The following is a 25,359-nucleotide window of genomic DNA, read 5'->3' as shown; positions in this document are numbered from 1 at the left end:
CCGGCCAACCCGCCGGCCGGCCTCACTCCGGTATCCGCACCATCATCGAACTGATTCCGTGCACGAAGCTGGAATAGACCCGTTTCGGCTCCGACATCAGCTCGATATACGGGAATCGCTGCATGATCTCTTCCCACAGGATGGTCAGTTGCAGCTCGGCAAGCCGGTTGCCGACGCAGCGATGAATGCCGAAGCCGAACGACAGATGCTGGCGCGGCCGAGCCCGGTCGATGATGAAGCGATCGGCGTCGGGGATCGCGTCGGGGTCGCGGTTGCCCGAGATGTACCACATCGCCAGCTTGTCGCCGGCGCGGATCGTCTTGCCGCCAAGCTGGTAGTCGGCCAGAGCGGTGCGCCGCATATAGGCGATCGGAGTCTGCCAGCGAATGATCTCCGGCACCATGGTCGCGATCAGCCCGGGGTTGGCGCGCAGCTTGCGATATTCCTCGGGGTGCTTGTTCAGCGCCCATAGCCCGCCGCTGATCGAGTTGCGCGTGGTGTCGTTGCCGCCGACGATCAGCAGCACGCAGTTCCCCATGAACTCCATCGGGTCCATCCCGCGCGTTGCCTCGCCGTGCGCCAGCATCGAGATCAGGTCCACCCCGCCGGGGCGGTTCACTCGTTCATTCCACAACTCGGTCATCGCCGCGGCCATCTGGCGCAGCTCGTTGAAGCGCTCTTCCTCGGTTCGCACCAAGGCGTTGGGATCCTTCAGGTTGGTGGTCGCGATGTTGGACCAATGGGTCAGGTCGCGGCGGCGCTCGAACGGGTAATCGAACAGCGTCGCCAGCATCTGCGTGGTCAGCTCGACCGACACGCGCTCGACCCAGTCGAAGGTCTGGTTGCGCGGCAGGCCGTCCAGGATGCGGATCACCCGCTCGCGGATCGTTCCGGTCATATGCGCCAGATTGCCAGGCGCCACGATGGGGGCCACCACCAGGCGCTGCACATCGTGCTTCGGCGGGTCCATCGCGATGAACATCGCCAGCCGGTATTGAGTCTCCTGGTCCAGCAGGGTGATGCCCGACGCCGAGGAGAACACCTGCGGCGTGGTCTCCACCCGCATGATGTCGTGGTAGCGGGTCACCGACCAAAACGGACCAAACTGGCTGTCGGCGGTATAGTGCACCGGATCGTCACGGCGCAGTCGGGCGAACCAATCGGGCCAGACATCGTCCTGGAAGATTCGCGCGTCGGTGACGTCGATGCGGTCCAGCGGCGTGGACCAGGGATCCTCCAGCACTTCAGGGCTGAGCGGCGGCGCGTCCATAGATGGTCTCCTCGATCAGCGTCAGGCAGCCCAAGGCGTCAGGCAGCCTAAATAGTGTCCCGAGTCCGCGGTTCGCCATGGCGGGCACACTCAGTCCCGCGCCACAGGCTGTTTGTTTTAGCTGCCTGCTACGTTCGCCGCATGGCGCGGCGAATTTCAAAGGCAGTTATTAGCGCAAGATCCGCTCCAACGGAACGGCCGCCAATGGAACGGCCGCCAACGAAACGGTTCATGCCGGGCGGTCGCCCGGCCGGTGAGTATAGCACCCGTTGGCATCCTTCGTCAGGCCAGACATGGTCCGCTGACCCGCGTTGGGCCACGCAATACAACCTTGCGCGTGACGCCCGATGGACAGCCGTCCCGCTTCGGCCCACCCTGGGTTAGAGTCCTATTTGCCTTTAGAGAAAATTTCAATGCTTCCAGATTCCACCTTGAAAGATGCCGAAGCCCTGTTGGCCGAATGCCGCTCCAGGGGAATGATGCTGGCCACCGCCGAGAGCTGCACCGGCGGACTGATCGCGGCCGCGCTCACCGCCATCGCCGGGTCTTCCGATGTGCTCGATCGCGGCTTCGTCACCTACTCCAACGACTCCAAGACCGAGATGATCGGCGTGCCACTGGCGCTGATCGAGACCCATGGCGCGGTCAGCGAGGAAGTCGCCCGCGCCATGGCCGAGGGCACCCTGGCGCGGTCGCGCGCCGCGATCGCGCTTTCGGTCACCGGCGTTGCCGGCCCGGGCGGCGGCAGTGCCGAGAAACCCGTTGGCCTGGTCTGCTTCGGCCTCGCCGGCACGGCTCAGCCGACGCGGTCGGAGCGGCAGGTGTTCCCCGGCGACCGAACGTCGATCCGCGCCGCGTCCGTGGTGCACGCCTTCGCCATGATCCGAGCCGCGCTGTAGGCACGGGTCCGGCTCAGCGCGGGTCGGGCCGCTGGCGGCTGGCTTATCAAGCCCGATCGGTGTTGCTGTCGACAGTCGGCCATGACGCCCTGGCTTTGACGAAAGCCTTCCCATATCCGCAGCACCGCCAGGATGGCGGTCGAGCGACAACCAAGCAGGAGCAACCGACATGGCTCAGATCAAACGGCACGCGGCGGCGAAATGGCAGGGCTCGGGCAAAGACGGCAGCGGCAGCCTGACCACGCCGAGCGGCGTGTTGAAGGACACGCCGTACGGCTTCAAGTCACGCTTCGAGGACGGCAAGGGGACCAACCCCGAGGAACTGATCGCCGCCGCCCATGCCGGCTGTTTCAGCATGGCGACGGCGTTCCAGCTCAGCGGCGCCGGGCATCCGCCCGAAACCCTGGACTGCGATGCCGACCTGACCATGGAGCAGATCCCGGGCGGCTGGAAGATTGCCGCGATCCATCTGGTGCTGAAGGCCAAGGTGCCGGGCCTGGAGGATGCCAAGTTCCAGGAGCTGGCGAAGGGGGCGAAGGAGAATTGCCCGGTCTCCAAGCTGCTGAACGCCGAGATCACGCTGGACGCCAGGCTGGTCTGACGCCTGAGGGGTATTCGGCTGACGGCGAGGGGCTACCGGCGTGGGCGCCCAACGCGGTGCGGCCGCCGCCATTCCCGATGCCGCCGGGGTTCAGACCGTGCGGTAGCGGTCAACCCCGGCGGCGTCGGTTTCCAGCCGCAACTCGCCGCGGCCCCGCATGTGGTTGACGTGGGCCAGCACCTCGCCGAAGGCAAAGCCGGTCTGGTGGGGTCGAGGGTGCGGGTAAACAGGTATGGCACGATCTCCGCCACCGACAGCGGCGCGGCCCTGCACGCCAGGGCGATATCACCGCAGCGCTGGGCGTGATGCTGGATCAATTCCTCGACCCGGTCGTGCAGGCCGTGGAACGGCAGGCCGTGTCCTGGCAGCACCAGGACGTCCGGCGCCACGCTGTCGCGGACCGCGCGCAGCGAGCCCAGATAGATCCCCAGCGCGTCGAGATCGGGCTCCATCGGGTGGACGCTGACGTTCGGCGAAATCCGCGCGATCACCTGGTCGGCGGCGAGGAACAGGCGTTCCTCGGGCCGGTATAGCATCGCCTGTTCCAGGGCATGGCCGCCGCCGGTCAGCACCCGGAACTGGCGCTCGCCGACCGCCAGCGTGTCGCCACCTTTGATGCGGTGGTACGATGCCGGAACGCCGCTGGTGCGGCGCAGGTATTCGTGGCCGCGGCTGAGCACCAGTTCGGTTGCCTCGGCGGACAGGCCGTGACGCTGGTAGAATGGCCGGAACACGTCCTCACCGTAGTCGGCCGGGGCGAATTGCAGCAGCAGGGTGTGCAGGTATTCCGGCCGCGGCATGCTGAGTTCCAGATCGAAGCGCTCGCACAGCCAGCCGGCCAGGCCGACATGGTCGGGATGGTAGTGCGACACGATCAGTGATTTCAGGTCCTGACCCCGCAGCGGGCCGGCCAGCGCCGCCTGCCAGGCCTGCTTGCAGGCGTCGTCGCCGAGGCCGGTATCCAGCGCGGTCCAGCCGCCGGCGTTGGCGATCAGATAGATGTTGACGTGATCCAGTCGATACGGCAGCGGCAGCCGCAGCCAGCGTATGCCGGGGGCGATGTCGGTGATCGAGCCGGGCGCCGGCGGTTCGGGGATCGGGAAGGTCAGTTTCGAGGTGTGGGTGGCTTGCATCCGACTTAGCTAGCAAAGCCGGCCGAGCAGGGATACCGCGCCGGCATTTGACCCTCTCCGCGGATCGGCTCAGCCGCGCGATCCGGCAGGACCGGGTGGCGTGCCCATGGGTGTGGTGGGCGCGGTGACCGGCGGCTGACCGCAGACGCGACGGCGATGGCTTGTGCACCAGGAACCTGACCCCCAAGCTGGATCTTGACCCCAACCTGGATCTTGACCCTGGGCGCGCTGCGGGGCATCACCCGCGATTCTTCAGTGTTCGGCGCGTCCGCGGGAGGCTGCCAATGGACTTCTCCGTCACGCTGGTGAATCTCGCCGGCGCAGTCGCCCTGCTGTTGTGGGGCGTGCACATGGTGCAGACCGGCGTGCAGCGCGCGCTAGGCGCCAAGCTGCGCGGGCTGCTGGGGATCGCGCTGCGCAACCGCTTCCAGGCGTTCCTGGCCGGTATCGGCGTCACCGCCATCCTGCAGAGCAGCACCGCGACCGGGCTGATGGTCACCGGGTTCGCCGCCGGCGGCCTGATGGACCTGGTGCCGGCGCTGGCGGTGATGCTAGGCGCCAATGTCGGCACCACGCTGATCGTGCAGTTGCTGTCGTTCCACGTCGCCGAGGTCGCCCCGGCGCTGATCCTGATCGGGGTGCTGATGTTCCGCCGCACCAGCGCGGCACCGCGCGACTTCGGCCGGGTGCTGATCGGCCTCGGCCTGGTGCTGATGGCGCTGAACCAGTTCGTCGCCCTGCTCGACCCCTATGAGGACGTGCCCAGCCTGCGGATGCTGCTGGGCGCGGTGTCGACGCAGCCGGTGCTGGACGTGATCCTGGCGGCGGGGCTGACCTGGGCGGCGCATTCCAGCGTCGCGATGGTGCTGCTGACCATGTCGTTCGCGGCCAAGGGCGTGGTGCCCCCGGCCGCCGCCTTCGCCCTGGTGCTGGGCGCCAATCTGGGCACCGCGATCAATCCGGTGCTGGAGGGTGGCGCCGGCGACGATCCGGCGGCAAGGCGGCTGCCGGTCGGCAATCTGATCAACCGCGGCATCGGCGTCGCGGTCGGGCTGGCGGTGCTGCCGTGGCTGGGGCCGTGGCTGGTCTCGATCGATCCCGACAACACCCGCGTGGTGGCGGATTTCCACACCGGTTTCAACCTGGCGCTGGCGGTGGTGTTCTTCCCGCTGCTGACGCCGTTCGCCGGGCTGCTGCGGCGGCTGTTGCCGACCAGGATCGATACCGCCGATCCGGGGCGTCCGCTGTATCTGGACCACAGCGCGATCGAGGTGCCGGTGGTGGCGCTGGGCGCGGCGACGCGCGAGGCGCTGCGCATGGCCGACGCGCTGGAAGCCATGCTGCTGGGCCTGCGCGATGCGCTGCAACGGCCGGATCGGCGTCATCTGAGCGAACTGAAGCGGCTGGATGACGTGCTCGACACGCTGAACACGGCGATCCGGTCGTACATGACATCCTTGCCGGCCGAGGCGATGACCGAGGGCGATCATCGCCGCGCGGTGGAGATCCTGAGCTTTGCCACCAACCTGGAACATGCCGGCGACGTGGTGGACAAGGGCCTGTTGGGGATCGTTTCCAAGCAACTGAAGCGCGGGCTGGTGTTCTCCTCGGCGGAGGCCGACCCGCTGTGCGGCATCATCGAGCGACTGACGACCAACCTGCGTTCGGCGGCGGCGTTGCTGGTGACCGGGGACGAACGCGCGGCGCGCCTGCTGGTGGAGGAGAAAGGCACCTTCCGCGGCCTGGAGGCGGAGGCCACGACGGAGCATTTCGCCCGGCTGCGGGACGGCCGGCTGGACTCGGTGGAAACCAGCACGCTGCATCTGGACGCACTGCGCGACCTGAAGCGGGTGAACGCCCATCTGGTGGCGGCGGCGGCCTACCCGTTGCTGGAAAGCCGGGGCGAGTTGCTGGACAGCCGGTTGCGGTAGCTGGGGTTTGGGGCGGAGCGTGCCCGATCGGCTACGGATCAGGTGGCCGATCGGGGAGGAGCGGGCTGTGTTGGGGCGGCATGGCGGTGAGCGCGGTGGCGGTGGCCTGGGCGTTCAGGACGATAGGCCGCGAGCATCCGGGACGCCGCCTGGCGGGCGGCGATGGCGTTGCCGCCGGCGCCGGCGAGGAACAGGGCGGATGAGGATGGTTTCGAGGACAGCCTGGGGGAGATCGGGAGGTTGGTGTTGGGGTGGCTGGCGGTGGGGTGGTTAAGCGTGAGGTTGTTGGGGGTAAGGGACTTGGCTTTTGCCTGCGGCTTAAGTTCGACGTTTGTTCGCCGGGTAAGTTAGGCGGATTATCCTTCTGGTCCAAGTATTATTTCTTTACGCGGTTGCATCCGCGCAACCTGTGCCGCTCAAGCCGGTGCCCGCCGCTGGGTCGTCCCCCGAGATTTTTGTTCTTGTATCGACCTGAAAATCGTCCGGCGCAACCGCCCCGGCCTCTATATTATCCGCAGTTTCCGGAACCGGTCGCTCAGTATCTCCGGGGCTCTCGTTACTCCCTTGTGTCGACATATTCGGCCGCCGCAACCAGGCCGATGAGACAGCCGGCCGGGGTCTCGACCTTCGAGGGAGCCGGACATCACGGAAATTTGCCCAAGCGCCGACAACACTTAGACACAATTCATTTCCACATTGTGACCCTGCAGCCGCTACAGTGGTTTTGTGCAAATTAGAAATGGTGACCGTGATGTGCACGAGAACGACCAGCACACTGACATTAGCGGGTCTGCTAGACGATCCTCTGGTGCAAATGGTGATGCGGAGCGATAAGGTCTCTCAATCGGATCATTCCGAATTGCTGCATCGCGTCAAAGACACGCTGTCGGCCCGCACCGAGGGTTTGGAATCAGCGGCAGTGCCGGTGGCGGTCTGAGCCGACCGTGGCACGAAAACGACCGGGCAACCGCGGCCTCGTCGGCCAGAATCCGAGGCCGGAAGCCGTGCTCAGAACCCGAACTACGTCGCGGTCGGCTGATCCCGACGGCGCAGCAGCAGCACCATCAACCCCATGCCGGGCAACGCGCCGGCCATGCACACGGCGTAGAACACCGTCCAGCCGAGTGAGGCCGCCATCAACCCGGACACCCCGCCAATGGTATGGATGGCCAACTGCGGCACCGAAGACAGCAGCGCGTATTGGGTGGCGGCGAACTGGCGCGCGCACAGCGCCGACAGGAAGGTCAGGAACGCCGCATCGGCCAGCCCCTGGGCAAACGCCTCCACGCTGACCGTCGAATACAGCACCGTGTGCTGGCCGGGCGTGAGCGACAACAGCACATACATCGCCATCGCCACGGTCTGCGCCGACCCGGCCCATAGCAGCGCGCGCCCGACCCCGATCCTTGCCACCAGCCAGCCGCCAAGGGTGATGCCGGCGAGCGTAGCGGCCAGCGAGAACGGCCCGGTCGCCGCGATCGCCGCGGTGTCGAACCGCAGATGGCGATAGAACGGCGCCGTCATGATACCGGCCATCGCCTCGCCCAGCTTGAACAGCGCGACGAACGTCAGCACCAGCAGCGCCGACGGGCGCGCCAGGAAGGTTCGGATCGGATCGATCACCGCATGCCGGAAGCCGGGCGCGGCCGGGTCCGCCGCTGGACTCCCGACCTTGCTGTCCTCGCGCGCCGCCGCCAGGGTGACCAGCGCGCCGGCGGCGATCAGCAGCGCCACCGCCAACACCGCACGGTGCCAGCCGATCAGCGCGGACGCGGCGACCACCCCCGACATCGACACCAGCAGGGCGACCCGGTAGCCCCAGACATAGGCCGCCAGCGCCACGCCCTGGCGGCGTTGCGGAAAGATCTCGATCCGCCAGGCGTCGATGGCGATGTCCTGGGTGGCGGATAGCAGCGCGACACCGGCGGCGGCGGCGAAGGCGGCCAGCGGCGCGACCCGCGGGTCGGACGCCGCCAGCAGCACGGCGGCCAGCCCGAGTGCCGGCTGCACCAGCAGCAGCCAGCCGCGGCGGCGGCCGAACCGGCGCAGCGGGCGCAGCGGCGGTTGCTGGTCGAGCAGCGGGGCCCACAGGAACTTCAGCGAATAGGCCAGCCCGATCCAGGCGGTGGCCCCGACCAGCGCCAGCGTGGCGCCGCTGTCGGCCAGCCACAGCCGGAAGGTGAAGCCTGACAGCGGCAACGGCAGGCCGGAGACAAACCCATACCCCGCCATCGTCAGCAGCTGGCGGTCGATCCGCATCAGGTCGGCAGGTTGCTGTCGCCCCGGCCCAACGCGCGCTGCATGCTGACGACGTCGACCCAGCGGCCGAACTTGATGCCGGTCGCCTTCATCGTGCCGACCATGTGAAAGCCCAGGCTGGCATGCACCCCGATCGATCCGACATTTTCCGAATCACCGATGACCGCGATCATCTGACGCAGCCCGGCCGCGGTGGCCAGCTCGATCAGGCGCGACACCAATGCTTTGCCGACGCCCTGGCCGCGGACGTCCTCGCGGACGTAGATACTGTCCTCGACGGTGAAGCGGTACGCCGAGCGGTCGCGGAACGGCGTGTAGTAGCCGAAGCCCAGGACGCCGCTGGCGTCGGCGGAGACCAGCCAGACGTAGCCATTGTCCACCACCTTGTGGAACCGCGCCAGCATTTCTTCCACCGGCGGCGGCTGTTCCTCGAACGTGCCGGTGCCGTGCAGCACATGGTGGGCGTAGATCGCCTGGATCTCCGGCACGTCGGCTTCGGTGGCGGCTCTGATTTCCATCCCGGTCGGCTCCTTTTGTGTCGGCGGCAGCGCCGGTGGGGGCCACATTAACCCGGCGTCGCGGCGTTGACGATCAGGAAGCCGTGCATCGGTCCAGGTTTCTGGTTGCTTGTCGCGCCGCCGGTTCGAACGGCCGGATCGGGGTGGAGGCCGGGGCGGTCAGTCAGTCCGATTTAGAATCAGGTATGATTTTGGAACTAGTATTTCGTCTGGTGCGGCGATTTTCAGGTTGCACCGACGACCTGATCCGGCCTACTCGAAAACGTGATCAAGCAACTGCCAGTAGACGGTGGCTTGAGGGATGCAACCGATAGAGTCACTCCTGTTCCCGCAAGGGAATCCACAGGGTCACTCGCGTCCGTGCTAGAAACTTGGCAAGACACCGCCTGACACCCGCGGACACCGGTGTCATGGAATTGTCTGATCCGCCGCTGTAAGGGTTTGCTCGTGGATATATCAGACGGACAAATACCCGGGCCGTTCGGGGACCATCGTACGCCGGCGACCGTTGCGCAATCGAGTGGTGGCGGCGGCGCGGCCGGGTCTGCCGGAACGGGCACCGGCGGGGCGGGCCGCGGCCCGATCCATCCGCGGCTGCTGGCGATCATGATGGCGGCGCGCTACTACGGGCTGGAGCTCGATCCCGGTGAGTTCCGCGCCGGCGCGGGCGAGGCGGTGCCCAGCGCGGCGGCGCTGTCGTCCTGGGCGCAGACCGCCGGCATGTGGTCGCGCGCGCTGCGGCTGCGCTGGCGCCATCTGTTCACGGTGTCCGGCGCCGGCCCGGTCGTGCTGCTGTTCAACGACGGATCGGCCGGCCTGCTGACCGGGGCGAACGCGGAAAACAAGATCGTGCTGATCCGCGATCCGCGCGCCCCGGAAGCCGATCCGCCGGTGCCGGTGGACGAACTGCGGCTGGCCGAAGTCTGGAGCGGCGAAGCGGTGCTGCTGCGCGCCGAACGCTCGCAGGCCGATGCCGATCCGCCGTTCACCCTGCGCTGGCTGGTCAGCGTGGTGATGAAAGAGGGCAAGCACCTGCGCGACCTGCTGATCGCCTCGGTGGCGATCAGCTTCCTGACGATCTTTCCGCCGCTGATGGTCATGCAGGTGACCGACCGGGTGCTGAGCCACCACAGCTATTCGACGCTGTTCCTGATTTCGGTGATCCTGGCCACCGCGGTGTTCTACGAGACCCTGCTGGGCTATGCTAGGCGGTTGATCATCCTGGTGGTCGGCGTCCGGGTCGATGCCAAACTCAACCTGCAGGTGTTCAACCGGCTGATCCGTCTGCCGCTGGACTATTTCGAGCGTCACCCGGCCGGCGAGACGATGTATCGGGTGACCCAGGTCAACACGGTTCGCCAGTTCATCACCGGCAAGCTGATGGCGACCCTGCTGGATATGATCACCCTGTTGGTGCTGCTGCCGTTCCTGTTCTACCTGAACGCGGCGCTGGCCTGGATCGTGCTGGTGTGCGCCACCTCGATCATGCTGATCATCCTGGCCTACCTGCGCCCGATCCGCGCCATCTTCGCCAAGGTGATCACCGCCGAGACGCTGAAGAACGCGGCCCTGGGCGAGACCATCTTCGGCATCAAGACGGTGAAGTCGCTGGCGCTGGAGCCACAGCGCAAGGCGCTGTGGGACGAGAAGGTCGCCGAGGTCGGCAAGTGGCGATACCAGATGGGTAAGATGTCGAACTGGCCGCAGACCCTGGTGACGCCGTTCGAGCGCTTCATGTGGATGGGGGTGATCCTGATCGGGGCCTACCTGGCGCTGCAGGACACCCAGGGCGGCTATCAGATCGGCAGCATGTTCGCCTTCATGATGCTGTCGCAGCGGGTCAGCTCGCCGCTGGTCGGCCTGGCCCGCCTGATCGAGGAGTGGGAAGAGGTCGCCGGATCGATGGGCCAGGCCGGCGAGGTGCTGAACCGGCCGCTGGAGATGGACGCGTCCTCCGGCGGCCTCAGGCCCAGGTTCGCCGGTGCGGTCAGCTTCGAGGATGTCACCTTCACCTATCCCGGCACCAAGCTGCCGGCGCTGGACCGGGTCGGCTTCTCGGTCCCGGCCGGCACCATGCTGGGCTTGGTCGGGCGTTCGGGGTCGGGCAAGTCCACCGTGACAAGGCTGCTACAGGGCATCAACCGCGAGTATTCAGGCTTCATCAAGATCGACGGCGCCGACCTGCGCGAGATCAACCTGCGCCACCTGCGCTCCAGCTTCGGCGTGGTGTTGCAGGAGAACTTCCTGTTCCGCGGCTCGATCCGCGACAACATCCTGTCGGGCCGGCCGGGGCTGACCCTGGAGGACGCGATCCGCGCCGCGCGCCTGGCCGGGGCCGAGGAATTCATCGAGCGCATGCCGAACGGCTACGAGACCTATATCGAGGAGGGCTCGCCCAACCTGTCCGGCGGCCAGCGCCAGCGGCTGGCGATCGCGCGCGCGCTGATCACCGATCCGCGGCTGCTGATCCTGGATGAGGCGACCAGCGCGCTGGATCCCGAATCGGAAGCCTTGGTCAACGCCAACCTGCTGCGCATCGCCCGCGGCCGGACCATGTTGATCGTGTCGCACCGGCTGTCCTCGCTGGTCAACTGCGACCAGATCATGGTGCTGGAGCGCGGCAAGATCATGGATATCGGACCGCACGCCACGCTGCTGGAGCGCTGCCCGATCTATCGCACCCTGTGGAACCAGCAGAATCGCCACATGCAGAACGAAGGATCCGGCCATGCAGCTCCTGCCCCGACCCTCCTCCAGGGCGATTAGCACCACCCTGGACGACCGGCTGGACCCGACGCTGCCGGCGATCCTGGAGTTCCAGTCGCCGTCCTCGGCGATCATCAACCTGCCGATGCCGCGCATCGCGCGCCGGATCGCGCTGACGCTTTCCAGCATGATCGCGGTGATGCTGATCGCTTCGGGCCTGATCAAGGTGGATCGGGTGGTGACCGCGCAGGGCGTGGTGGTGGCGAAGACCGCGACCACCGTGCTGCAGCCGCTGGAGGCGGCGATCGTGCGCTCGATCAATGTAGCGCCGGGTGACGTGGTGCACACCGGCCAGGTGCTGGCCAGGCTGGATCCGACCTTCGCGGTGGCCGACATGGACGCGCTGGCCTCGCAGGTGTCGTCGCTGCAGGCCCAGGTCTCGCGCATGCAGGCCGAGATGGACAACCGCCCGTTCAAGTATAGCGGGATGGACCCGAACATGGCGTTCCAGGCCGCGATCTATGCCCAGCGCCAGTCCGAGTTCAACTTCAAGCTGGAGAACTACAAGCAGAAGATCGACAGCCTGCAAGCCACCCTGGTGCGCGCGCGCGCCGACATCACGACCTACACCGACCGGCTGCAGTACGCCAAGACGCTGGAGACGATGCGCATTCAGCTCGAGCACCTGAACGTCGGATCGAAGATTAACACGCTGTCGGCGATGGATACCAGGGCCGAGATGGCCGGCTACCTGGCCAGCGCGCAGCAGACCGCGATCGGCGCGCAGCGCGACCTCGCCGCGATGATCGCGGAGCGCAACGGCTACATCGAAAGCTGGCACAGCGATATCGGCGACAAGCTGACCGATGCGCTGACCAAGCTGTCGGATGCCCGCCAGTCGCTGAACAAGGCGCAGTTGCGCAAACAGCTGGTCGAATTCCGCGCCGAGCAGGATGGCACGGTGCTGTCGGTCAGCAAGGTCTCGGTGGGTTCGGTGCTGAAGGAGGGTGATCCGCTGATGACCGTGGTGCCGACCAACGCGCCGCTGGAGGTGGAGGCGAACATCGCCGGCAAGGACGATGGCCACGTCCATGTCGGCGATCCCGTCGATATCAAATTCGAAACGTTCCAGTACTCGTTGTACGGCATGGCGCATGGCATCGTGCGGATGATCAGTCCTGACAGTTTCACGGCGCAGGACGAGGAGCGAAATCCGACCGGATCGGTGCCGGTGTCGCCGCAGACGTCGGATGTGTTCTACCGCGCCAGGATCACCCTGGATAAGATCCAGTTGCATGGCGTGCCGAAAAACTTCCACCTGGAGCCGGGCATGCCGGTGACCGCCGATGTGCGGGTCGGCAAGCAGTCCGTGCTGCATTACATGCTGGGCCGGATGATCCCGCTGGCCACCGAGGGGATGCGGGAACCGTAGGGGTCACGATCTGACGGACGCGAGCACGCATGGCGCTGTTTGATGCACTGATGTCTCCCGCCGCGGCGTTGCGGCGGGGTGTGCGCCGGCTGGAGCAGGGCGACGGCAAGCGCGGCTTCGTACTGCTGACGAAGGCCGCGCGATCCGGGGTGGCGGAGGCCGAGTTCCGGGTCGGGCGCTGCTACCTGGAAGGCGTCGGCGTGCCGCACAGCCGCACCGAAGGGGTCCGGTGGGTCGAGCGTGCCGCGGGCAATGGTTATGTCGAGGCCCAGGCGCTGCTGGCGACGCTGTGCCTGCACGGCATGGGTCCCGGGTTTGCCGCCGCCGGGGGGAATACCGGCCTGTTCGGCGGCCAGGTAACGGCGGAGCCGGATTATGCCGGCGCGGCCAAGTGGTCGCGCCGGGCCGCCGAGGCCGGGTCGGCCGAGGGCCAGGCGGTGTTGGGGTTCATCCTGAGCTCCGGTCCCGAGGACCTGCGCAACCTCGAGGAAGGCGACCGCTGGTATCAGAAGTCCGCCGCCGGCGGCTGCGCGCAGGGCCAGCTTGGCTATGCGCTGGTGCTGGCGCGCGACACCAAGGACCCGGAAAAGCAGACCGAACTGCTGCTGCATCTGAGCCAGGCGGCGGAAAAGGGGCTGGCGACCGCGCTTTATCTCTACGGCATGGTGCAGGAACGCGGGCTTGGCGTTGCCCAGGACCGCGCCTCGGCCACCGCCTGCTACAAGCAGGCGGCGGAAAAGGGTCATCGCGGGGCGCAGGCGCGCTGGGGCCTGGCGCTGATGGAGGGCCACGGCGTCGAGGCCAATCTGGTGGAGGGTGAATCCTGGCTGCGCCGCGCCGCGCTGGCCGGTGATCCGGAAGCCGCCGCGCTGGTGGGCGACATCTATGCCAAGGGCGGCCCGCTGCCGCCGAACTACGCCGAGGCGGCGATGTGGTTCCGCCGCGCCGCCGACGCCAATCATCGCGGCGCGGCGCGCGCGCTGGGCATGCTGCATCTGACCGGGGCCGGCGTCGCGCGCGACCAGGACGAGGCCGCCAAGCTGTTCCGCATCGCGGCCGAGGCCGGCGACGGCGGTTCACACGTCGATCTCGGCAACCTGTTGCTGCGCGGTCATGGCGACCAGCAGGACCAGATTCGCACCCGGGCCTGGTTCGAGCAGGCGGCGGCCTCGGGCGATTTGATCGCGGCGTTCAATTTCGGGGTTTGCCTGGCCGAGGGTGTCGGCGTCGAACGCGACGACCGCAAGGCGGCGGAATGGCTGCGCCGGGCGGCGGCGGGGGTGGTCAACGCGCAGTATTGGTATGGCCGCATGCTGGTCGAGGGCCGCGGCGTGGAGGCCGATCCAGCCGAGGGCCGGATCTGGATCGCCAAGGCCGCGGAGGTCGGCATGATCGAGGCGCAGGTGATGCTGGGCGACATGGTGCTGAGCGGGCGCGGCGGATCGAAGGACCATGCTGCCGCGCTGGCCTTGTTCGACAAAGCCGCCGGCCAGGGCCATGTCGGGGCGATGTTCGCGGTCGGCGCCATGCTGGGCGGCGGCCACGACGTGGCGTGGGACCGGGTCGCCGCGCAGCGCTGGTTCCGCGCCGCCGCCGAACGCGGCCACCCTTACGCGCAGATGATGTTGGGGCGCTACCTGGCTCGCAACCTGGCCGGCGAGCAGAATCTCGAAGAAGCCCGGCGCTGGACCGAGCGCGCGGTGGCGCAAGGATTGCAGGACGCCAAGGCGGACCTGGCGGCGCTGCCGGCCGTCGCTGGACAGGAAGCCTCACCGGCGGCGGACGACAAGGCCGTCCGCGCGGCCGGCGACTGAGCCATGCCGCGAGGCGGCAGCGGGGACGAGCCAGCGGTCGCCGGGCTCGCCCGCGCCGCGATCGCCCGCGGGCTTGAGGCGTTGGGGGCCGGGACGTTGGGCACTGGGGCGTTGGGCACTGGGGCGTTGGGCACTGGGGCGTTGGGCAGCGGCCGAAGCGACGGCCTGCGCTGGCTGGAGCGGGCTCATCGGCTGGTGCCGCACGATCCCATCGCCGCGCTGACGCTGGCGAGTGCCTGCCTGGCGTCGGATCCGGCGCGGGCCGCGGCGCTGTTCGCCGACATCACCGACCGCCACGACATCAGGCAGGCATGGCTCGGCCTGGCCGCCGCCAGGCTGCGGCTGGCCGGACCGGACAATGCCGCCGAACCGCTTGGCGTCGTGCTGTCCCGGTTTGCCTTGGCGGAAGATGCGCTGGCACTGGCGCGCACGATCGGGCAGCGGCCGGGATGCGCCGGATGGTGTGCGCTGCGGCCCGACGGCAGGCTGGAAATTCACCCGGTGACGGCGGGCGGGTCGCGGGCGGACGGTGGGGTTCGGGTGACGCTGGACGGGACCGTGGTGCGGGCGGTGACGTTGCCATCGTCCAGCCTGGGGGCGAACTGGCGGCGCGGGCGGGTGATCGAAGTGCGGATCGGCGACCGGGTGCTGCTTGGCAGCCCGATCCGGGTTGACGCCATCGGCCGCCTGGCCGGCTGCGTGGAGGTTTACGACGGCGGCATTCGCGGCTGGGCGTGGCATCCCGCCGATCCCGATACCGCGCCAGAACTGACCCTGCTCGACGCCTCGGGGCGCCGGTTGCGGCGTTTTGTCGCCAGCGAGGAGGGTTACGCCAAAGCGGGTTGCGCCGACGGGGGTAGCGCAGCCGATGCTGGGCCACTGGCGCGGCCGCGTTGGTTCGAGCTGACGCGGACTGTCCTGCCGGCGCGGCGCCGGCCGCTGCATATCGTCGGTGCCGACGGCCGCCACCTGCCGGGCAGTCCGCTCGATCCGTTCGCCGACGAGGCGACCCATGTGGCGGCGGCGCTGCGGCTCAGCCGGGCCTATGGCGCGGCCAAGGTTTCGCCGGCGCGGCGTGCGGCTGGGGCCGGCGTGGCGCGGCGTGCGCCCGGCGCGGGCGCTGTGCTGCGCGCGGATGCCCCGGTCCCGGCTACGGCGGTCGGCGCCGACGGCCGCAAACGCGGCGTCACCGTCGTGCTGGTGGTGCGTGACGGTGACGCCCTGGTGCTGGCTTGCCTGGACGCCGTGCTGGCGACGCAGCCCGCCGATGCGGGCGTCCTGGTGGTGGACGATGGATGTTCCGATCCAGCTATGATCGCGGCGCTCGACGGCCTGGCGCGGGGGCGCGGGATCAGCGTGCTGCGGCAGCAGGCGATGGGCTTGCCGGCGGCGGCCAATGCCGGAATCCGAGCCGCCAGGGGACGCGATGTGGTGTTGCTGGGCGGCGATGCGGTGGCGCCGCGGAACTGGCTGCAACGGTTGCGCGCGGCGGCCTACGTCAGCCGCGATATCGGCACTGTCACGCCGTTGTCGAACCAGGCCGGCTGGCTGAGCTATCCCGATCCTGGCGGCAACCCGGTGCCGGATCGGGCGGCGGCGGCGCGGCTGGATCGGGCGGCGCAGCGCGCCAACGGCGCCGGCGTGGTGGATATTCCGGTGGGAGTCGGGTTCTGCCTCTATTTGCGGCGCGACTGTCTGAACGCGGTCGGCGGGTTTCGCGCCGAGTTGTTCGCGCAGGGCGGTGGCGAGGAGCAGGATTTCTGCCTACGCGCACGTCGGTTGGGCTGGCGCAACGTGGCGCTTACCGGGCTGTTCGTCGGCCGTCTGGGCAGGTTCTCGGCGGCGGCGGCGCTGCGGGCGCGCAACGTCCACATCGTCGAGCAGTTGCATCCCGGCTACCAGGCGCTGATCGAGCGATTCGTCGCCGGCGACACGTTGGCCGAGGCGCGCCGGCGGATCGACCTGGTCCGCTGGCGCGACAACGGCCGCAACTGGCGGCGCTCGGCGATCCTGATCAGCCACGACGACGGTGGCGGGGTGGAGCAGCGGTTGGCGCATGCGATCGGCATGCACCAGGCGGCCGGCCGACGGGCCATAGTGCTGCGGCCGGCCAGCACCGCGCGCGGCGAACCGGCGGTCAGGCTGGGCGACGGCGCCGGCGGCGATTTCGCCAACCTGATCTACCCGGTTCGGGAACTGCCGGCGCTGCTGCGGCTGTTGCGCGCCGCCCGGCCGGAGCTGATCGAGGCGCATCACCTGGCCGGCTACCCGGCGGCTATTTACGATCTCGTGACAAGTCTGCGGCTGCCATACGAGGTTCACGTCCACGATTATGCCTGGTTCTGCCCGCGGCTGGCGCTGGTCGGTGGGCAGGACCGCTATTGCGGCGAGCCGGCGGTGGCGGACTGCGAAACCTGCATCGCCGACCACGGCCATTTCCTGCAGGAGGAGATCTCGGTCGCGGCGCTGCGCCGCCGTTCGGCCAGGTTTCTGTCGGGCGCGCGGCGTGTCGTGGTGCCCTCGGACGACGCCGCCATCCGGATGCGGCGGCACTTCGACGGGCTGAGCCCGAGCGTCGTTGCGCACCAGGACGATGCCATCTGGCCTGGATCGAACGCTGTCCAGGGCAAGGCTCCGACCGGGCGGCCGGTGGTGTGCGTGGTGGGCGGGATCGGCGTGCACAAGGGTTATGACGTCTTGCTGGCGTGTGCGCGGGATGCGGCGCGGCGCGATCTCGATCTGCAATTCGTCGTCGTCGGGCACACCATCGACGATGCGCGGATGATGGCGAGCGGGCGGGTGTTCGTGACCGGTCGTTTCGATCCCATCGAGGCGGTTGCTCTGATATCGCAACAAAATGCCCGGCTCGGTTTCGTGCCCTCGATCTGTCCGGAGACCTGGTGCTTGAGCCTGGGCGAGATCTGGCGGGCGGGTCTGCCGGCGGTGGCGTTCGATATCGGCGCGCCGGCCGAACGGATTCGCCGCAGCGGACGCGGCATCGTGTTGCCGCTGGGTCTCCCGGCCAGTGCCATTAATAACACACTGCTGGCAACAATCTGTTCGCAACGCACCGCTGATTGAAATCGACGTAAAGACCGCAAGCAAAGCTGGGCAAGTGGCTTTATTATGCTACCAGAGATGCCGCTCATCAGTTGCATTCATCGATGTGTCTGCCCTAAATTGTATGTGTCATCTATGCCGACACACTGACATAAATCCTGAACCAGCGAGTTAGCCGCATGTCCGAAGCCACGAGCGCGGAACGATCCCCTGCCGCGGCGCGGCCCGTCGAGCGATCAGCGGCGCGGCCCGTCGAGCGATCCCCGGCGCGGCGCGATGAGCGGTCCGCCGTGCTCGGCGCCGCTCAGCCGGCCGAGGCATCGAACCGGGTTGCCGAATTACAGGTTTCCGGCCATCTGATGACGTTGGAAACCGGCCTGTTCTGCGTCTTCCAGACCCCCGGCAGCGCGCCGCCGGACGCCGCGACCGGGCTGCCGGGGGTGCGCATCACGCCGGCACCCGGCTTGGCCGGGCGGCCGGAAGCGGTCAGCGTCAGCACGTTTCGCGAAGACGGCTGGCTGAATGGGACGGCTGCGCTGGTGCGGGTCTCGGACGGTTCGGCGCAGATCCTGGTCACCATCTACCAGAACAAGGGCAAGGACACGGCGCCGCGGCTGCAGGTGCTGCGCCTCAGCGGCGAGCCGAACGCGGCGTCCCCCGATGCGGCCGCGGTGGGACGATCGAACGGGGCGGGGACGAACGAGGCAGGGGCGAACAGGGCGGTGGCGCCGGTCCAGTCCACGCTACCGATCGACAAGCCGGCGGGCGCCGATGCGGCGTCGGCCAATCCGCAGGTGATGGCCCATGTCCACCGCATGGGCGATGTCGGCTGCAGCCGCGGCGAATGGCTGGGCCAGAAGCGCAGCCGCCAGTGGGTCGAGGGCTTCGGACTGGCACCGCTCGACGGGCTTGCGCCGCAGGATCTGGAATATCAGGCCGTGTTGGGCCGCAACTGGCTGTCGCCATGGGTCGAATCGGGCAAGTTCTGCGGCAGTCGCGGCATGGCGTTGCCACTGCTGGGCCTGAAGGTCCGGCTGAAGGGCGCCGCCGCCCGGACCCATGAGTGCAGTTACTCGGCGAGCTTCGTCGATGGCAGCGAGATCGGCCCGGTCGGCGGCGGCGAGGCGTGCGAGGCGGAAAGCCTGGCGGCGCTGGAAGCGTTCCGGATCGTTATCAGCCGCCGCGGCGGCAAGGCCGCGACCGGCAGGACCGACCATGCCGCACGGTCGCCGGCGGGCAAGAAATCCGCCGCCGAAAAGGCCGTGACGGCAAAACCCAACGGCGCCGACAAGGCGCCCGCCGGGCCGCGCGCCAGGCTTTGACAGCCAGGCGAGCCTGCCGGCACGGCGTTATCGCCAGGGTCGGGCGCCAGGGTCGGGCGCCAGGGTGGGACGACGACGTGGGGCGCCAAGGTGGGACGCAAGGGTGGGACGACGGCGTGGATCGGGTCCGGTGATCGCCGCGAGACGCCGCGGGCCCGCCGCGGGCGCGAACAGATGAGGCAGATAGCGTGAGGTTCCTGTTCGTCCACCAGAACTATCCCGGACAGTTCCTTCACTTGGTCCGCCATCTGGTCGCGGCCAGGCGGCACGAGGTTGTTTTCGTGACAGAACCGAACGCCAACGAGATCATCGGCGTGCGCAAGGTGCCCTATGCCAGGCCCAAGCTGGACCTCGCCGATACCCACATCGCCGCGCGCGAACTGGATAACGGCGTCAGGCGGGCCGAGACGGTGGCCAAGACCGCCTATGGCCTGCGCCACCTGGGCTACACGCCCGACATCATCATCGGCCATCATGGCTGGGGCGAAATGCTCAACCTGCGCGATGTCTGGCCCGACGCGGCGATGCTGGGCTATTTCGAGTTCTATTATCAGCACGACCAGGCCGATGTTGGTTTCGATCCGGAATTTCCCGCCGCTTCGTTGGATTTCCCGCGGATCCGCGCCAAGAACGCGATCAACCATGTCGCTTTGAACCTGGGGGGCGCCGGGCAGACGCCGACGGATTGGCAACTATCGACCTACCCCGACTGGGCGCGACGGAGCCTCGACGTGGTGTGGGAAGGCGTCGACCTGGCGACCTGCAGTCCCGATCCGGGCATCCGCAAGCAGACCTTGAAGATCGGCGAGATGGCGATCCGGCCCACTGACAAGCTGATCACCTACGTGTCGCGCGACCTGGAGCCGTATCGCGGGTTCCACGTCATGATGCGCGCGCTGCCGGATCTGATGCGAGCGCGTAAGGACATCAAGGTGGTGATGATCGGCGGCGACGGCATCAGTTACGGCGCCGCGCCGCGCACCGGCGGCAACTGGCGCGAGGTCATGCTGGCCGAACTGGGCGGCGACATCGACATGTCCCGCGTGGTGTTCCCTGGCCGGGTCGACTACCTGACCTATCTGGCCGCGCTGCGCCGTTCGGATGCGCATGTCTATCTGACCTACCCCTTCGTCGCATCCTGGTCGTTGCGCGAGGCGCTGGCGATCGGTTGTCCGGTGATCGGCGGCGACACCGCGACGGTGCGGGAGTTCATCAGCCACGGCGAGAACGGGCTGCTGACGCCGTGCCTGGACCCGCGCGCGCTGGCCCGCGCCGTGCTGGGCCTGCTGGAGGACAAGGCGCTGACCCGCGGCTTGCGCGCCGGCGCCCGAGCGTATGCTGAACGACGCCTGGCGATGGCGGATTATCTGGCCTCGTATTGCGGCCTGATCGAGCGTCTGACTGGGGAAAACCCGGCACACGCCGCGCATTCCACGCCGGTTGCCGACACCGCCCCGGCGCGACGACACGGCCGCGTCGAGCGGCGCGGCGGATCGCGACCGGGCGGTGAGGCGTCGCGCCGGCTGGTCGCGGCCGCGGAGTGACGGGGTGGCGGAGTGACGGGGTGGCGGAGTGACGGGGTGGCGGCTTCGGGCGCGGCGTGACGCGGCGGGCGCCGCCGGTGCCATTCCGGCGGCGTTTTGATCCTGGCCCCTTGCCCGATCCGGCCGGCTTGTGCCACCACCCCGAGGCGAAGCATGGGCCGAGAATCATGCGACAGCACGTCGCGAGCGAGAGGATCAACATGGCCGATAGTGCGCCGGCACACCTTCCCATCCAGGGTAGCCTGATGCGCGGCAAGCGCGGCCTGATCATGGGCGTCGCCAACGATCGTTCGCTGGCCTGGGGCATCGCCTCGGCCTGTGCCGCGCAGGGTGCCGAACTGGCGTTCAGCTTCCAGGGCGAGTCGCTGGAACGGCGGGTGCGCCCGCTGGCCGCGGGCGTCGGGTCCGACCTGGTGTTGGCTTGCGACGTGGCCGACGAGGCCAGCATCGATGACGCCTTCGGCGCCCTGGCGAAGCGCTGGGACGGGTTGGACTTCCTGGTGCATGCCATTGGTTTCGCTGACAAGAACTATCTGCGCGGACGCTACCTGGATACCCCGCGGGCGGCCTTCCTGCAGGCGATGGACATCTCGTGCTATTCGTTCACCGCGGTCTGCCAGCGCGCGGTGCCGATGATGAAGCCGGGCGCCAGCCTGCTGACGCTGACCTATCTGGGGGCGGAACGCTGGGTGCCGCATTACAACGTGATGGGGCTGGCCAAGGCGGCGCTGGAGGCGTCGGTGCGATACCTGGCCGCCGACCTGGGGTCGGCCGGGATTCGCTGCAACGGCATCAGCGCCGGGCCGATCAAGACCTTGGCGGCGTCCGGCATCGGTGATTTTCGCTATATCCTGCGCTGGAACCAGCTCAATTCGCCGATGCAGCGCAACGTCACCATCGAGGAGGTCGGCGGCGCCGGGTTGTATCTGCTGTCGGACCTGGCCAGCGGCGTGACCGGGGAGGTGCATCACGTCGATTGTGGTTATCACGTTGTCGGCATGAAACATCCGGACGCGGCCGACATCGCGGTTGCCGAGGGTTGAGCCAGTATCCGATCGCGGAAAAGCGCCAGACACGGAGTATCCACGAACAGGCCGCGTGACTCGGATACTCAAAGAAACGGCGACGTACCGCGCTGCACCGGTGCGCGATACTACGCCATCTTCAACATGACTGTGCGTACTGGAAATGGTCTAGCTCTTTGTTTTGTCGCGTGATTCACGCGCCTTGAACGTTCCGCCCAGGGCGATCATGCTAGAGTTCGATGTCGCACAACAGTTTCGGCCATCTGTTCCGGGTCACCACATGGGGCGAGAGCCACGGTCCGGCGATCGGCGGCGTGGTGGATGGCTGCCCGCCGCTGCTGGCGCTGAGCGAGGCCGACATCCAGCCCTGGCTCGACAAGCGCCGTCCGGGCCAGTCGAAATACACTACCCAGCGCCAGGAGCCCGATCGGGTGCGGATCCTGTCGGGCGTGTTCGAGGGACGGACCACCGGCACCCCGATCAGCCTGCTGATCGACAATCAGGACCAGCGCTCGCGCGATTATGCCGCCATCGCGGAGCAGTTTCGTCCCGGCCACGCCGACCTGACCTATGAGTTGAAATATGGCATTCGCGATTATCGTGGCGGCGGCCGATCGTCGGCGCGCGAGACCGCGATGCGCGTCGCCGCCGGGGCCATCGCCCGCGTCGTGCTGGGGCCAGGCGTGCGGATCCGCGCGGCCCTGGTGCAGATCGGCCGGCATGGCATCGACCGCGAGCGCTGGGACTGGGGCGAGGTCGAGGCGAGCCCACTGTTCTGTCCCGATCCGCTGGCGGCGCGGGCTTGGGAAGGCGTGCTGGCCGAGATGCGCAAGGCCGGGTCGTCCTTGGGCGCGGTGATCGAGGTCGTCGCCGAGGGCGTTCCCCCCGGCCTCGGGGCGCCGATCTATGGCAAGTTGGACGCCGAATTGGCGGCCGCGCTGATGTCGATCAACGCGGTCAAGGGGGTGGAGATCGGCGAAGGCTTCGCGGCCGCTGCGCTGTCGGGGGAGGCCAATGCCGACGAGATGCGGATGGACCAGGGCGTGGTGCGGTTCCAATCCAACCACGCCGGGGGGATCCTGGGTGGCATCTCCACCGGCCAGGCGATCGTGGCACGGTTCGCGGTGAAGCCGACCAGTTCGATCCTGTCGCCGCGGCGGTCGGTCGATCGCGGCGGCGGGGAGATCGACATCGTCACCAGGGGGCGTCACGATCCTTGCGTCGGCATTCGAGCGGTGCCGGTGGGCGAGGCGATGATGGCGTGCGTGTTGGCCGATCATTTGCTGCGCCATCGCGGGCAGAACCCGGATGGCGCGACCACGGCGAGGCTGCCGCGGAATTAGTCTGGGGGATAAATCGCAGCACCGCCTTGAGGCGCATTGTCAATCATTTGCCGTGGCCGCGAGCGCGCACGCCCATGAAGATCAAGCGCTCATCGACGCGGTATCGGTTTGGGGCGATGAATGAAGCGTGGTGATGTCTGGACCGTCGCCGGCGGCAAGGACTACGCCGGGAAGCCGCGCCTCGTTGTCATTGTTCAGGACGACAGCTTCGATGCAACCGACTTGATCACGATCTGCGCCTTCACGACTGACGAAGCCGAAGCACCGCTGTTCCGCCTGCCAGTCGAGCGGACGAGCGCAACGGGTTGCGCACAGCGTGCCGCCTCAGGGTGGATAAGATCACCACCGTCCCCAAGACCAAGGTTGGCGCACGCGTCGGCAGGTTGGACGACGCGGTTATCCTGAGACTCAATCGGGCCGTGCTTGTGTTTCTCGGACTGGCCGTCTCACCGAAGATTAAGCAGGTGGCCTGACGAGCAATGGTTTCCAGCGTAGCAGCGGTCAGACTTGGGAAGCTTGTTATCGCTTCGCGCGCTATTGCGGGGATGTCTCGACCGCGTGCCAGTTTGGGCGGTCTGCCTGACGATCTTTACATCGAGCCGGAACCCTGGCCGCGCATCGGAGGCCTGCCCAAGCACGACGTTCAGTCGTGACCGTCACTGGCGATTGGCTCGATGAGCTGTTCTGGCCGCGCCGATGATCTGAGAGGACAATCGCCATGACCGTGACGTTGCGCGCCGCGTTTTATCCGCGCGTCTCGACGGCGCGGCAGGCCGAGCACGATGTCTCGATTCCGGATCAGAAGCGGCAAGGCGAAGCGTACTGTGCCGCGCGAGGCTGTGAGCTTGTCGAGACCGGTGTCGAGCCCGGCGGGTCCGCTACGAACGACCGACGCCCTTTCAACGGATGATCGAGGCCGGTACGTAGAAGCCTTCAGACGCTGCCGGCCGCGGCCGGCGTTCGCGGTTCCGTTCTTAAATGGCGGGCCACGAACGACGATGATGAGCACTATATCTACGCTATAGTACTCCGAAGCTGACGTGTTGGTATGACCCTGCCATCGCTCGACGGTAACGAGGCACGAAACCGGACGAGGTGAAGCACAGCAGCGAAGGCGACAGACCCGGCTGCTAAATGGCTGGCGAGGGGAGAGGTGCGCTCCGGGAATCCTGCGCCTCTCCGATTTGTCGTACGGGTATGCTTACTGCGGCGCGTTGTTTATACGGGAGACTTTTGTTTCTGGGCCGCCTGCAACAATCGTTGTCCCTTTTAGGTCAGGGATGAACTTGACGGGGACAACAACCTTCTTGTTGCACAGTACGATTGTCCAGCTCTCACGCCACGGATTCGGTGTTGAAGACCCTGCTTTCTCCCGCTCGATAAATTCCGTGTCCGCGAGGTATTTGACATCGCAAGCTGGGTCTGGACGAGCGGCTACTACGGCGGCGGTATATGCGCGCATCGAAGCGTCTTTTTGCAATACGGGGTCGGCGTGTGTCGTGCCTGGGGCAAGCGCAGCCGTCCCCTCAGTGCCCGGACCCTGCACCCAAATCAACGTGTTGAGAATTCTGGTGATGCCGCATCCTTCCTCTTTCACTGGAAATTTCAGCATCCCGGCAGTGGGATGCCCGGCACTGTCAAACACCATCGGCTTTAAGACGATCGGCATGGTGGCGACGCTATATTGAGCCGCTGAGCACGGGTTTTGGACAATTACCGTCGACTTGGCAGCGGCATTTATCACGTTCTGCCGCATCACCGGGTCTTTTAAGAAGGTTGCAAACTGCGGAACGTCATCTGCGAGGGCTGATTGCCCGGCAACCGTTCCCAAAAGGATACCGACAAGCGCAACCAGAAGTATCTTACGTGCCCCCATGGATTGGCCTTTGCGCGTTGTGCCGATTGGGTCCCACGATACAATTGTCGTCTCGACTTGCCAAACGAAGCATCTCTCCGCTTCGCCAGAGCTGTTACGAGCCGCGCCACCAAGGATTACCGACGGTTGTTCAGCGGATGCGATGACCGTTTCGGCTTTGCGGTTTGTTACGTGAGCTGGACGTAGGGGCTGGCGATTTTTAGGAAATGCAATGGATTTTTGCGCAGAGTGCGGCGGCGCGATCATGCTGCGCACCGGCAAGGGCGGGCAATATCAATACTATACATGCTGCACCAAAGCCCGGCAGGGGGGCACCGGCTGCAAGGGCCGCTCGATTCCGATGGAGAAGCTGGACAACCTTGTCGCCGGCCACATCGAGGAGCGGCTTCTCCAGCCGGAAAGACTTGAGGAGTGTTGTCCTCGGTCGTCGACCGCCGCCAAGAGCGTGCGGAACGCCGGCACGAACACATCGCCGAGCTGAATCAACGCGCCACCGAAACGGGTTTGCGGCTCAAGCGCCTCTGTGACGCCATCGAGACCGGCGTCGCCGATCTAGAGGACCCGGCCTTTAAGGAGCGCATTGCCGGCCTCAAGGCCATCCGCGATTAGGCCCAAGCCGACGCCAG

The 25,359-nt window shown here is 67.3% G+C and carries 20 protein-coding genes and 1 pseudogene; 16 read left to right on the top strand and 5 right to left on the bottom strand.

Features of this window, described 5'->3' with window-relative positions; all coding sequences use genetic code 11:
* Positions 1 to 22: 22 nt before the first annotated feature.
* Positions 23 to 1,270 (bottom strand): cytochrome P450, encoded by a 1,248-nt coding sequence (locus ACQY4Y_RS08685; RefSeq protein ID WP_428490148.1) that lies wholly within the window; start codon positions 1,268 to 1,270, stop codon positions 23 to 25.
* A gap of 413 nt (positions 1,271 to 1,683) precedes the next feature.
* On the opposite strand from ACQY4Y_RS08685, the gene ACQY4Y_RS08680 reads away from it, so the two are divergent.
* Positions 1,684 to 2,169: a CinA family protein gene (locus ACQY4Y_RS08680; protein WP_428490147.1), complete on the top strand. Its 486-nt coding sequence runs from the start codon at positions 1,684 to 1,686 to the stop codon at positions 2,167 to 2,169.
* A 169-nt stretch (positions 2,170 to 2,338) separates the two neighbouring features.
* Positions 2,339 to 2,770: an OsmC family protein gene (locus ACQY4Y_RS08675; RefSeq protein WP_428490146.1), complete on the top strand. Its 432-nt coding sequence runs from the start codon at positions 2,339 to 2,341 to the stop codon at positions 2,768 to 2,770.
* Between the two features lie 32 nt (positions 2,771 to 2,802).
* Here the strand turns inward: ACQY4Y_RS08675 and ACQY4Y_RS08670 are convergent, their stop codons facing one another.
* Positions 2,803 to 3,903: an MBL fold metallo-hydrolase gene (locus tag ACQY4Y_RS08670; RefSeq protein WP_428490145.1), complete on the bottom strand. Its 1,101-nt coding sequence runs from the start codon at positions 3,901 to 3,903 to the stop codon at positions 2,803 to 2,805.
* 284 nt (positions 3,904 to 4,187) lie between these two features.
* Here ACQY4Y_RS08670 and ACQY4Y_RS08665 point away from each other — a divergent pair, with 284 nt between their 5' ends.
* A complete protein-coding gene (locus ACQY4Y_RS08665; RefSeq protein WP_428490144.1) occupies positions 4,188 to 5,834 on the top strand; it encodes a Na/Pi cotransporter family protein in 1,647 nt (548 codons plus the stop codon).
* An 80-nt stretch (positions 5,835 to 5,914) separates the two neighbouring features.
* A complete protein-coding gene (locus ACQY4Y_RS08660; protein ID WP_428490143.1) occupies positions 5,915 to 6,037 on the top strand; it encodes a hypothetical protein in 123 nt (40 codons plus the stop codon).
* A gap of 817 nt (positions 6,038 to 6,854) precedes the next feature.
* Here the strand turns inward: ACQY4Y_RS08660 and ACQY4Y_RS08655 are convergent.
* Both ACQY4Y_RS08655 and ACQY4Y_RS08650 read right to left on the bottom strand, forming a co-directional pair.
* Positions 6,855 to 8,093 carry an AmpG family muropeptide MFS transporter gene (locus tag ACQY4Y_RS08655; RefSeq protein ID WP_428490142.1) on the bottom strand — a complete coding sequence of 413 codons (1,239 nt, stop codon included), beginning with the start codon at positions 8,091 to 8,093 and terminating at the stop codon, positions 6,855 to 6,857.
* Positions 8,093 to 8,611 (bottom strand): N-acetyltransferase family protein, encoded by a 519-nt coding sequence (locus tag ACQY4Y_RS08650; protein WP_428490141.1) that lies wholly within the window; start codon positions 8,609 to 8,611, stop codon positions 8,093 to 8,095. Before ACQY4Y_RS08650 ends, ACQY4Y_RS08655 begins: the two co-directional genes overlap by 1 nt.
* A 606-nt stretch (positions 8,612 to 9,217) precedes the next feature.
* On the opposite strand from ACQY4Y_RS08650, the gene ACQY4Y_RS08645 reads away from it, so the two are divergent.
* The 10 genes and pseudogenes from ACQY4Y_RS08645 to ACQY4Y_RS08600 all read left to right on the top strand — a co-directional run bounded on the left by ACQY4Y_RS08645 (position 9,218) and on the right by ACQY4Y_RS08600 (position 23,767).
* Positions 9,218 to 11,377, top strand: a complete 2,160-nt coding sequence (locus tag ACQY4Y_RS08645) for a peptidase domain-containing ABC transporter (RefSeq protein ID WP_428490764.1) — start codon at positions 9,218 to 9,220, stop codon at positions 11,375 to 11,377.
* Positions 11,340 to 12,749 (top strand): HlyD family type I secretion periplasmic adaptor subunit, encoded by a 1,410-nt coding sequence (locus ACQY4Y_RS08640; RefSeq protein WP_428490140.1) that lies wholly within the window; start codon positions 11,340 to 11,342, stop codon positions 12,747 to 12,749. Before ACQY4Y_RS08645 ends, ACQY4Y_RS08640 begins: the two co-directional genes overlap by 38 nt.
* A gap of 29 nt (positions 12,750 to 12,778) precedes the next feature.
* Positions 12,779 to 14,563 carry a tetratricopeptide repeat protein gene (locus tag ACQY4Y_RS08635; protein ID WP_428490139.1) on the top strand — a complete coding sequence of 595 codons (1,785 nt, stop codon included), beginning with the start codon at positions 12,779 to 12,781 and terminating at the stop codon, positions 14,561 to 14,563.
* A 3-nt stretch (positions 14,564 to 14,566) separates the two neighbouring features.
* Positions 14,567 to 17,644: a glycosyltransferase gene (locus ACQY4Y_RS08630; protein ID WP_428490138.1), complete on the top strand. Its 3,078-nt coding sequence runs from the start codon at positions 14,567 to 14,569 to the stop codon at positions 17,642 to 17,644.
* Positions 17,645 to 17,802: 158 nt separating this feature from the next.
* Positions 17,803 to 18,945 (top strand): hypothetical protein, encoded by a 1,143-nt coding sequence (locus tag ACQY4Y_RS08625; RefSeq protein WP_428490137.1) that lies wholly within the window; start codon positions 17,803 to 17,805, stop codon positions 18,943 to 18,945.
* Positions 18,946 to 19,133: 188 nt separating this feature from the next.
* Complete coding sequence (locus tag ACQY4Y_RS08620) at positions 19,134 to 20,489, top strand: glycosyltransferase (protein ID WP_428490136.1); 1,356 nt, start codon at positions 19,134 to 19,136, stop codon at positions 20,487 to 20,489.
* A gap of 200 nt (positions 20,490 to 20,689) precedes the next feature.
* Positions 20,690 to 21,532, top strand: a complete 843-nt coding sequence (gene fabI / locus ACQY4Y_RS08615) for an enoyl-ACP reductase FabI (RefSeq protein ID WP_428490763.1) — start codon at positions 20,690 to 20,692, stop codon at positions 21,530 to 21,532.
* Between the two features lie 221 nt (positions 21,533 to 21,753).
* A complete protein-coding gene (gene aroC, locus ACQY4Y_RS08610; RefSeq protein ID WP_428490135.1) occupies positions 21,754 to 22,857 on the top strand; it encodes a chorismate synthase in 1,104 nt (367 codons plus the stop codon).
* Positions 22,858 to 22,977: 120 nt separating this feature from the next.
* A pseudogene (locus ACQY4Y_RS08605) lies at positions 22,978 to 23,330 on the top strand (type II toxin-antitoxin system PemK/MazF family toxin).
* A gap of 245 nt (positions 23,331 to 23,575) precedes the next feature.
* On the top strand, positions 23,576 to 23,767 hold the full coding sequence (locus ACQY4Y_RS08600; RefSeq protein WP_428490134.1) for a recombinase family protein: 192 nt from the start codon (positions 23,576 to 23,578) through the stop codon (positions 23,765 to 23,767).
* A 291-nt stretch (positions 23,768 to 24,058) separates the two neighbouring features.
* Here ACQY4Y_RS08600 and ACQY4Y_RS08595 read toward each other — a convergent pair whose 3' ends face one another.
* On the bottom strand, positions 24,059 to 24,979 hold the full coding sequence (locus ACQY4Y_RS08595; RefSeq protein ID WP_428490133.1) for a hypothetical protein: 921 nt from the start codon (positions 24,977 to 24,979) through the stop codon (positions 24,059 to 24,061).
* Here ACQY4Y_RS08595 and ACQY4Y_RS08590 point away from each other — a divergent pair.
* Positions 24,945 to 25,214 carry a zinc ribbon domain-containing protein gene (locus ACQY4Y_RS08590; RefSeq protein ID WP_428490132.1) on the top strand — a complete coding sequence of 90 codons (270 nt, stop codon included), beginning with the start codon at positions 24,945 to 24,947 and terminating at the stop codon, positions 25,212 to 25,214. The two genes, ACQY4Y_RS08595 and ACQY4Y_RS08590, sit on opposite strands and share 35 nt — an antisense overlap.
* A complete protein-coding gene (locus ACQY4Y_RS08585) occupies positions 25,148 to 25,342 on the top strand; it encodes a hypothetical protein (protein WP_428490779.1) in 195 nt (64 codons plus the stop codon). The genes ACQY4Y_RS08590 and ACQY4Y_RS08585 overlap by 67 nt, the downstream gene beginning before the upstream one ends.
* Positions 25,343 to 25,359: the final 17 nt, after the last annotated feature.

Origin of the sequence: Rhodopila sp. (assembly GCF_965277165.1) — a bacterium.
Classification (GTDB): domain Bacteria; phylum Pseudomonadota; class Alphaproteobacteria; order Acetobacterales; family Acetobacteraceae; genus Rhodopila.
The sequence above is the reverse complement of the archived record's forward strand: the minus strand, read 5'-3'. Positions and strand labels throughout refer to the sequence as shown.

Coding starts and splice junctions, on each gene's coding strand:
- ACQY4Y_RS08630 (WP_428490138.1), top strand. CDS start 14,567: ATGCCGCGAGGCGGCAGCGGGGACGAGCCAGCGGTCGCCGGGCTCGCC.
- ACQY4Y_RS08675 (WP_428490146.1), top strand. CDS start 2,339: ATGGCTCAGATCAAACGGCACGCGGCGGCGAAATGGCAGGGCTCGGGC.
- ACQY4Y_RS08640 (WP_428490140.1), top strand. CDS start 11,340: ATGCAGCTCCTGCCCCGACCCTCCTCCAGGGCGATTAGCACCACCCTG.
- ACQY4Y_RS08670 (WP_428490145.1), bottom strand. CDS start 3,903: ATGCAAGCCACCCACACCTCGAAACTGACCTTCCCGATCCCCGAACCG.
- ACQY4Y_RS08650 (WP_428490141.1), bottom strand. CDS start 8,611: ATGGAAATCAGAGCCGCCACCGAAGCCGACGTGCCGGAGATCCAGGCG.
- ACQY4Y_RS08595 (WP_428490133.1), bottom strand. CDS start 24,979: ATGATCGCGCCGCCGCACTCTGCGCAAAAATCCATTGCATTTCCTAAA.
- ACQY4Y_RS08660 (WP_428490143.1), top strand. CDS start 5,915: ATGGCGGTGAGCGCGGTGGCGGTGGCCTGGGCGTTCAGGACGATAGGC.
- ACQY4Y_RS08600 (WP_428490134.1), top strand. CDS start 23,576: ATGACCGTGACGTTGCGCGCCGCGTTTTATCCGCGCGTCTCGACGGCG.
- ACQY4Y_RS08680 (WP_428490147.1), top strand. CDS start 1,684: ATGCTTCCAGATTCCACCTTGAAAGATGCCGAAGCCCTGTTGGCCGAA.
- ACQY4Y_RS08655 (WP_428490142.1), bottom strand. CDS start 8,093: ATGCGGATCGACCGCCAGCTGCTGACGATGGCGGGGTATGGGTTTGTC.
- ACQY4Y_RS08635 (WP_428490139.1), top strand. CDS start 12,779: ATGGCGCTGTTTGATGCACTGATGTCTCCCGCCGCGGCGTTGCGGCGG.
- fabI (WP_428490763.1), top strand. CDS start 20,690: ATGGCCGATAGTGCGCCGGCACACCTTCCCATCCAGGGTAGCCTGATG.
- ACQY4Y_RS08645 (WP_428490764.1), top strand. CDS start 9,218: ATGATGGCGGCGCGCTACTACGGGCTGGAGCTCGATCCCGGTGAGTTC.
- ACQY4Y_RS08685 (WP_428490148.1), bottom strand. CDS start 1,270: ATGGACGCGCCGCCGCTCAGCCCTGAAGTGCTGGAGGATCCCTGGTCC.
- aroC (WP_428490135.1), top strand. CDS start 21,754: ATGTCGCACAACAGTTTCGGCCATCTGTTCCGGGTCACCACATGGGGC.
- ACQY4Y_RS08625 (WP_428490137.1), top strand. CDS start 17,803: ATGTCCGAAGCCACGAGCGCGGAACGATCCCCTGCCGCGGCGCGGCCC.
- ACQY4Y_RS08590 (WP_428490132.1), top strand. CDS start 24,945: ATGGATTTTTGCGCAGAGTGCGGCGGCGCGATCATGCTGCGCACCGGC.
- ACQY4Y_RS08665 (WP_428490144.1), top strand. CDS start 4,188: ATGGACTTCTCCGTCACGCTGGTGAATCTCGCCGGCGCAGTCGCCCTG.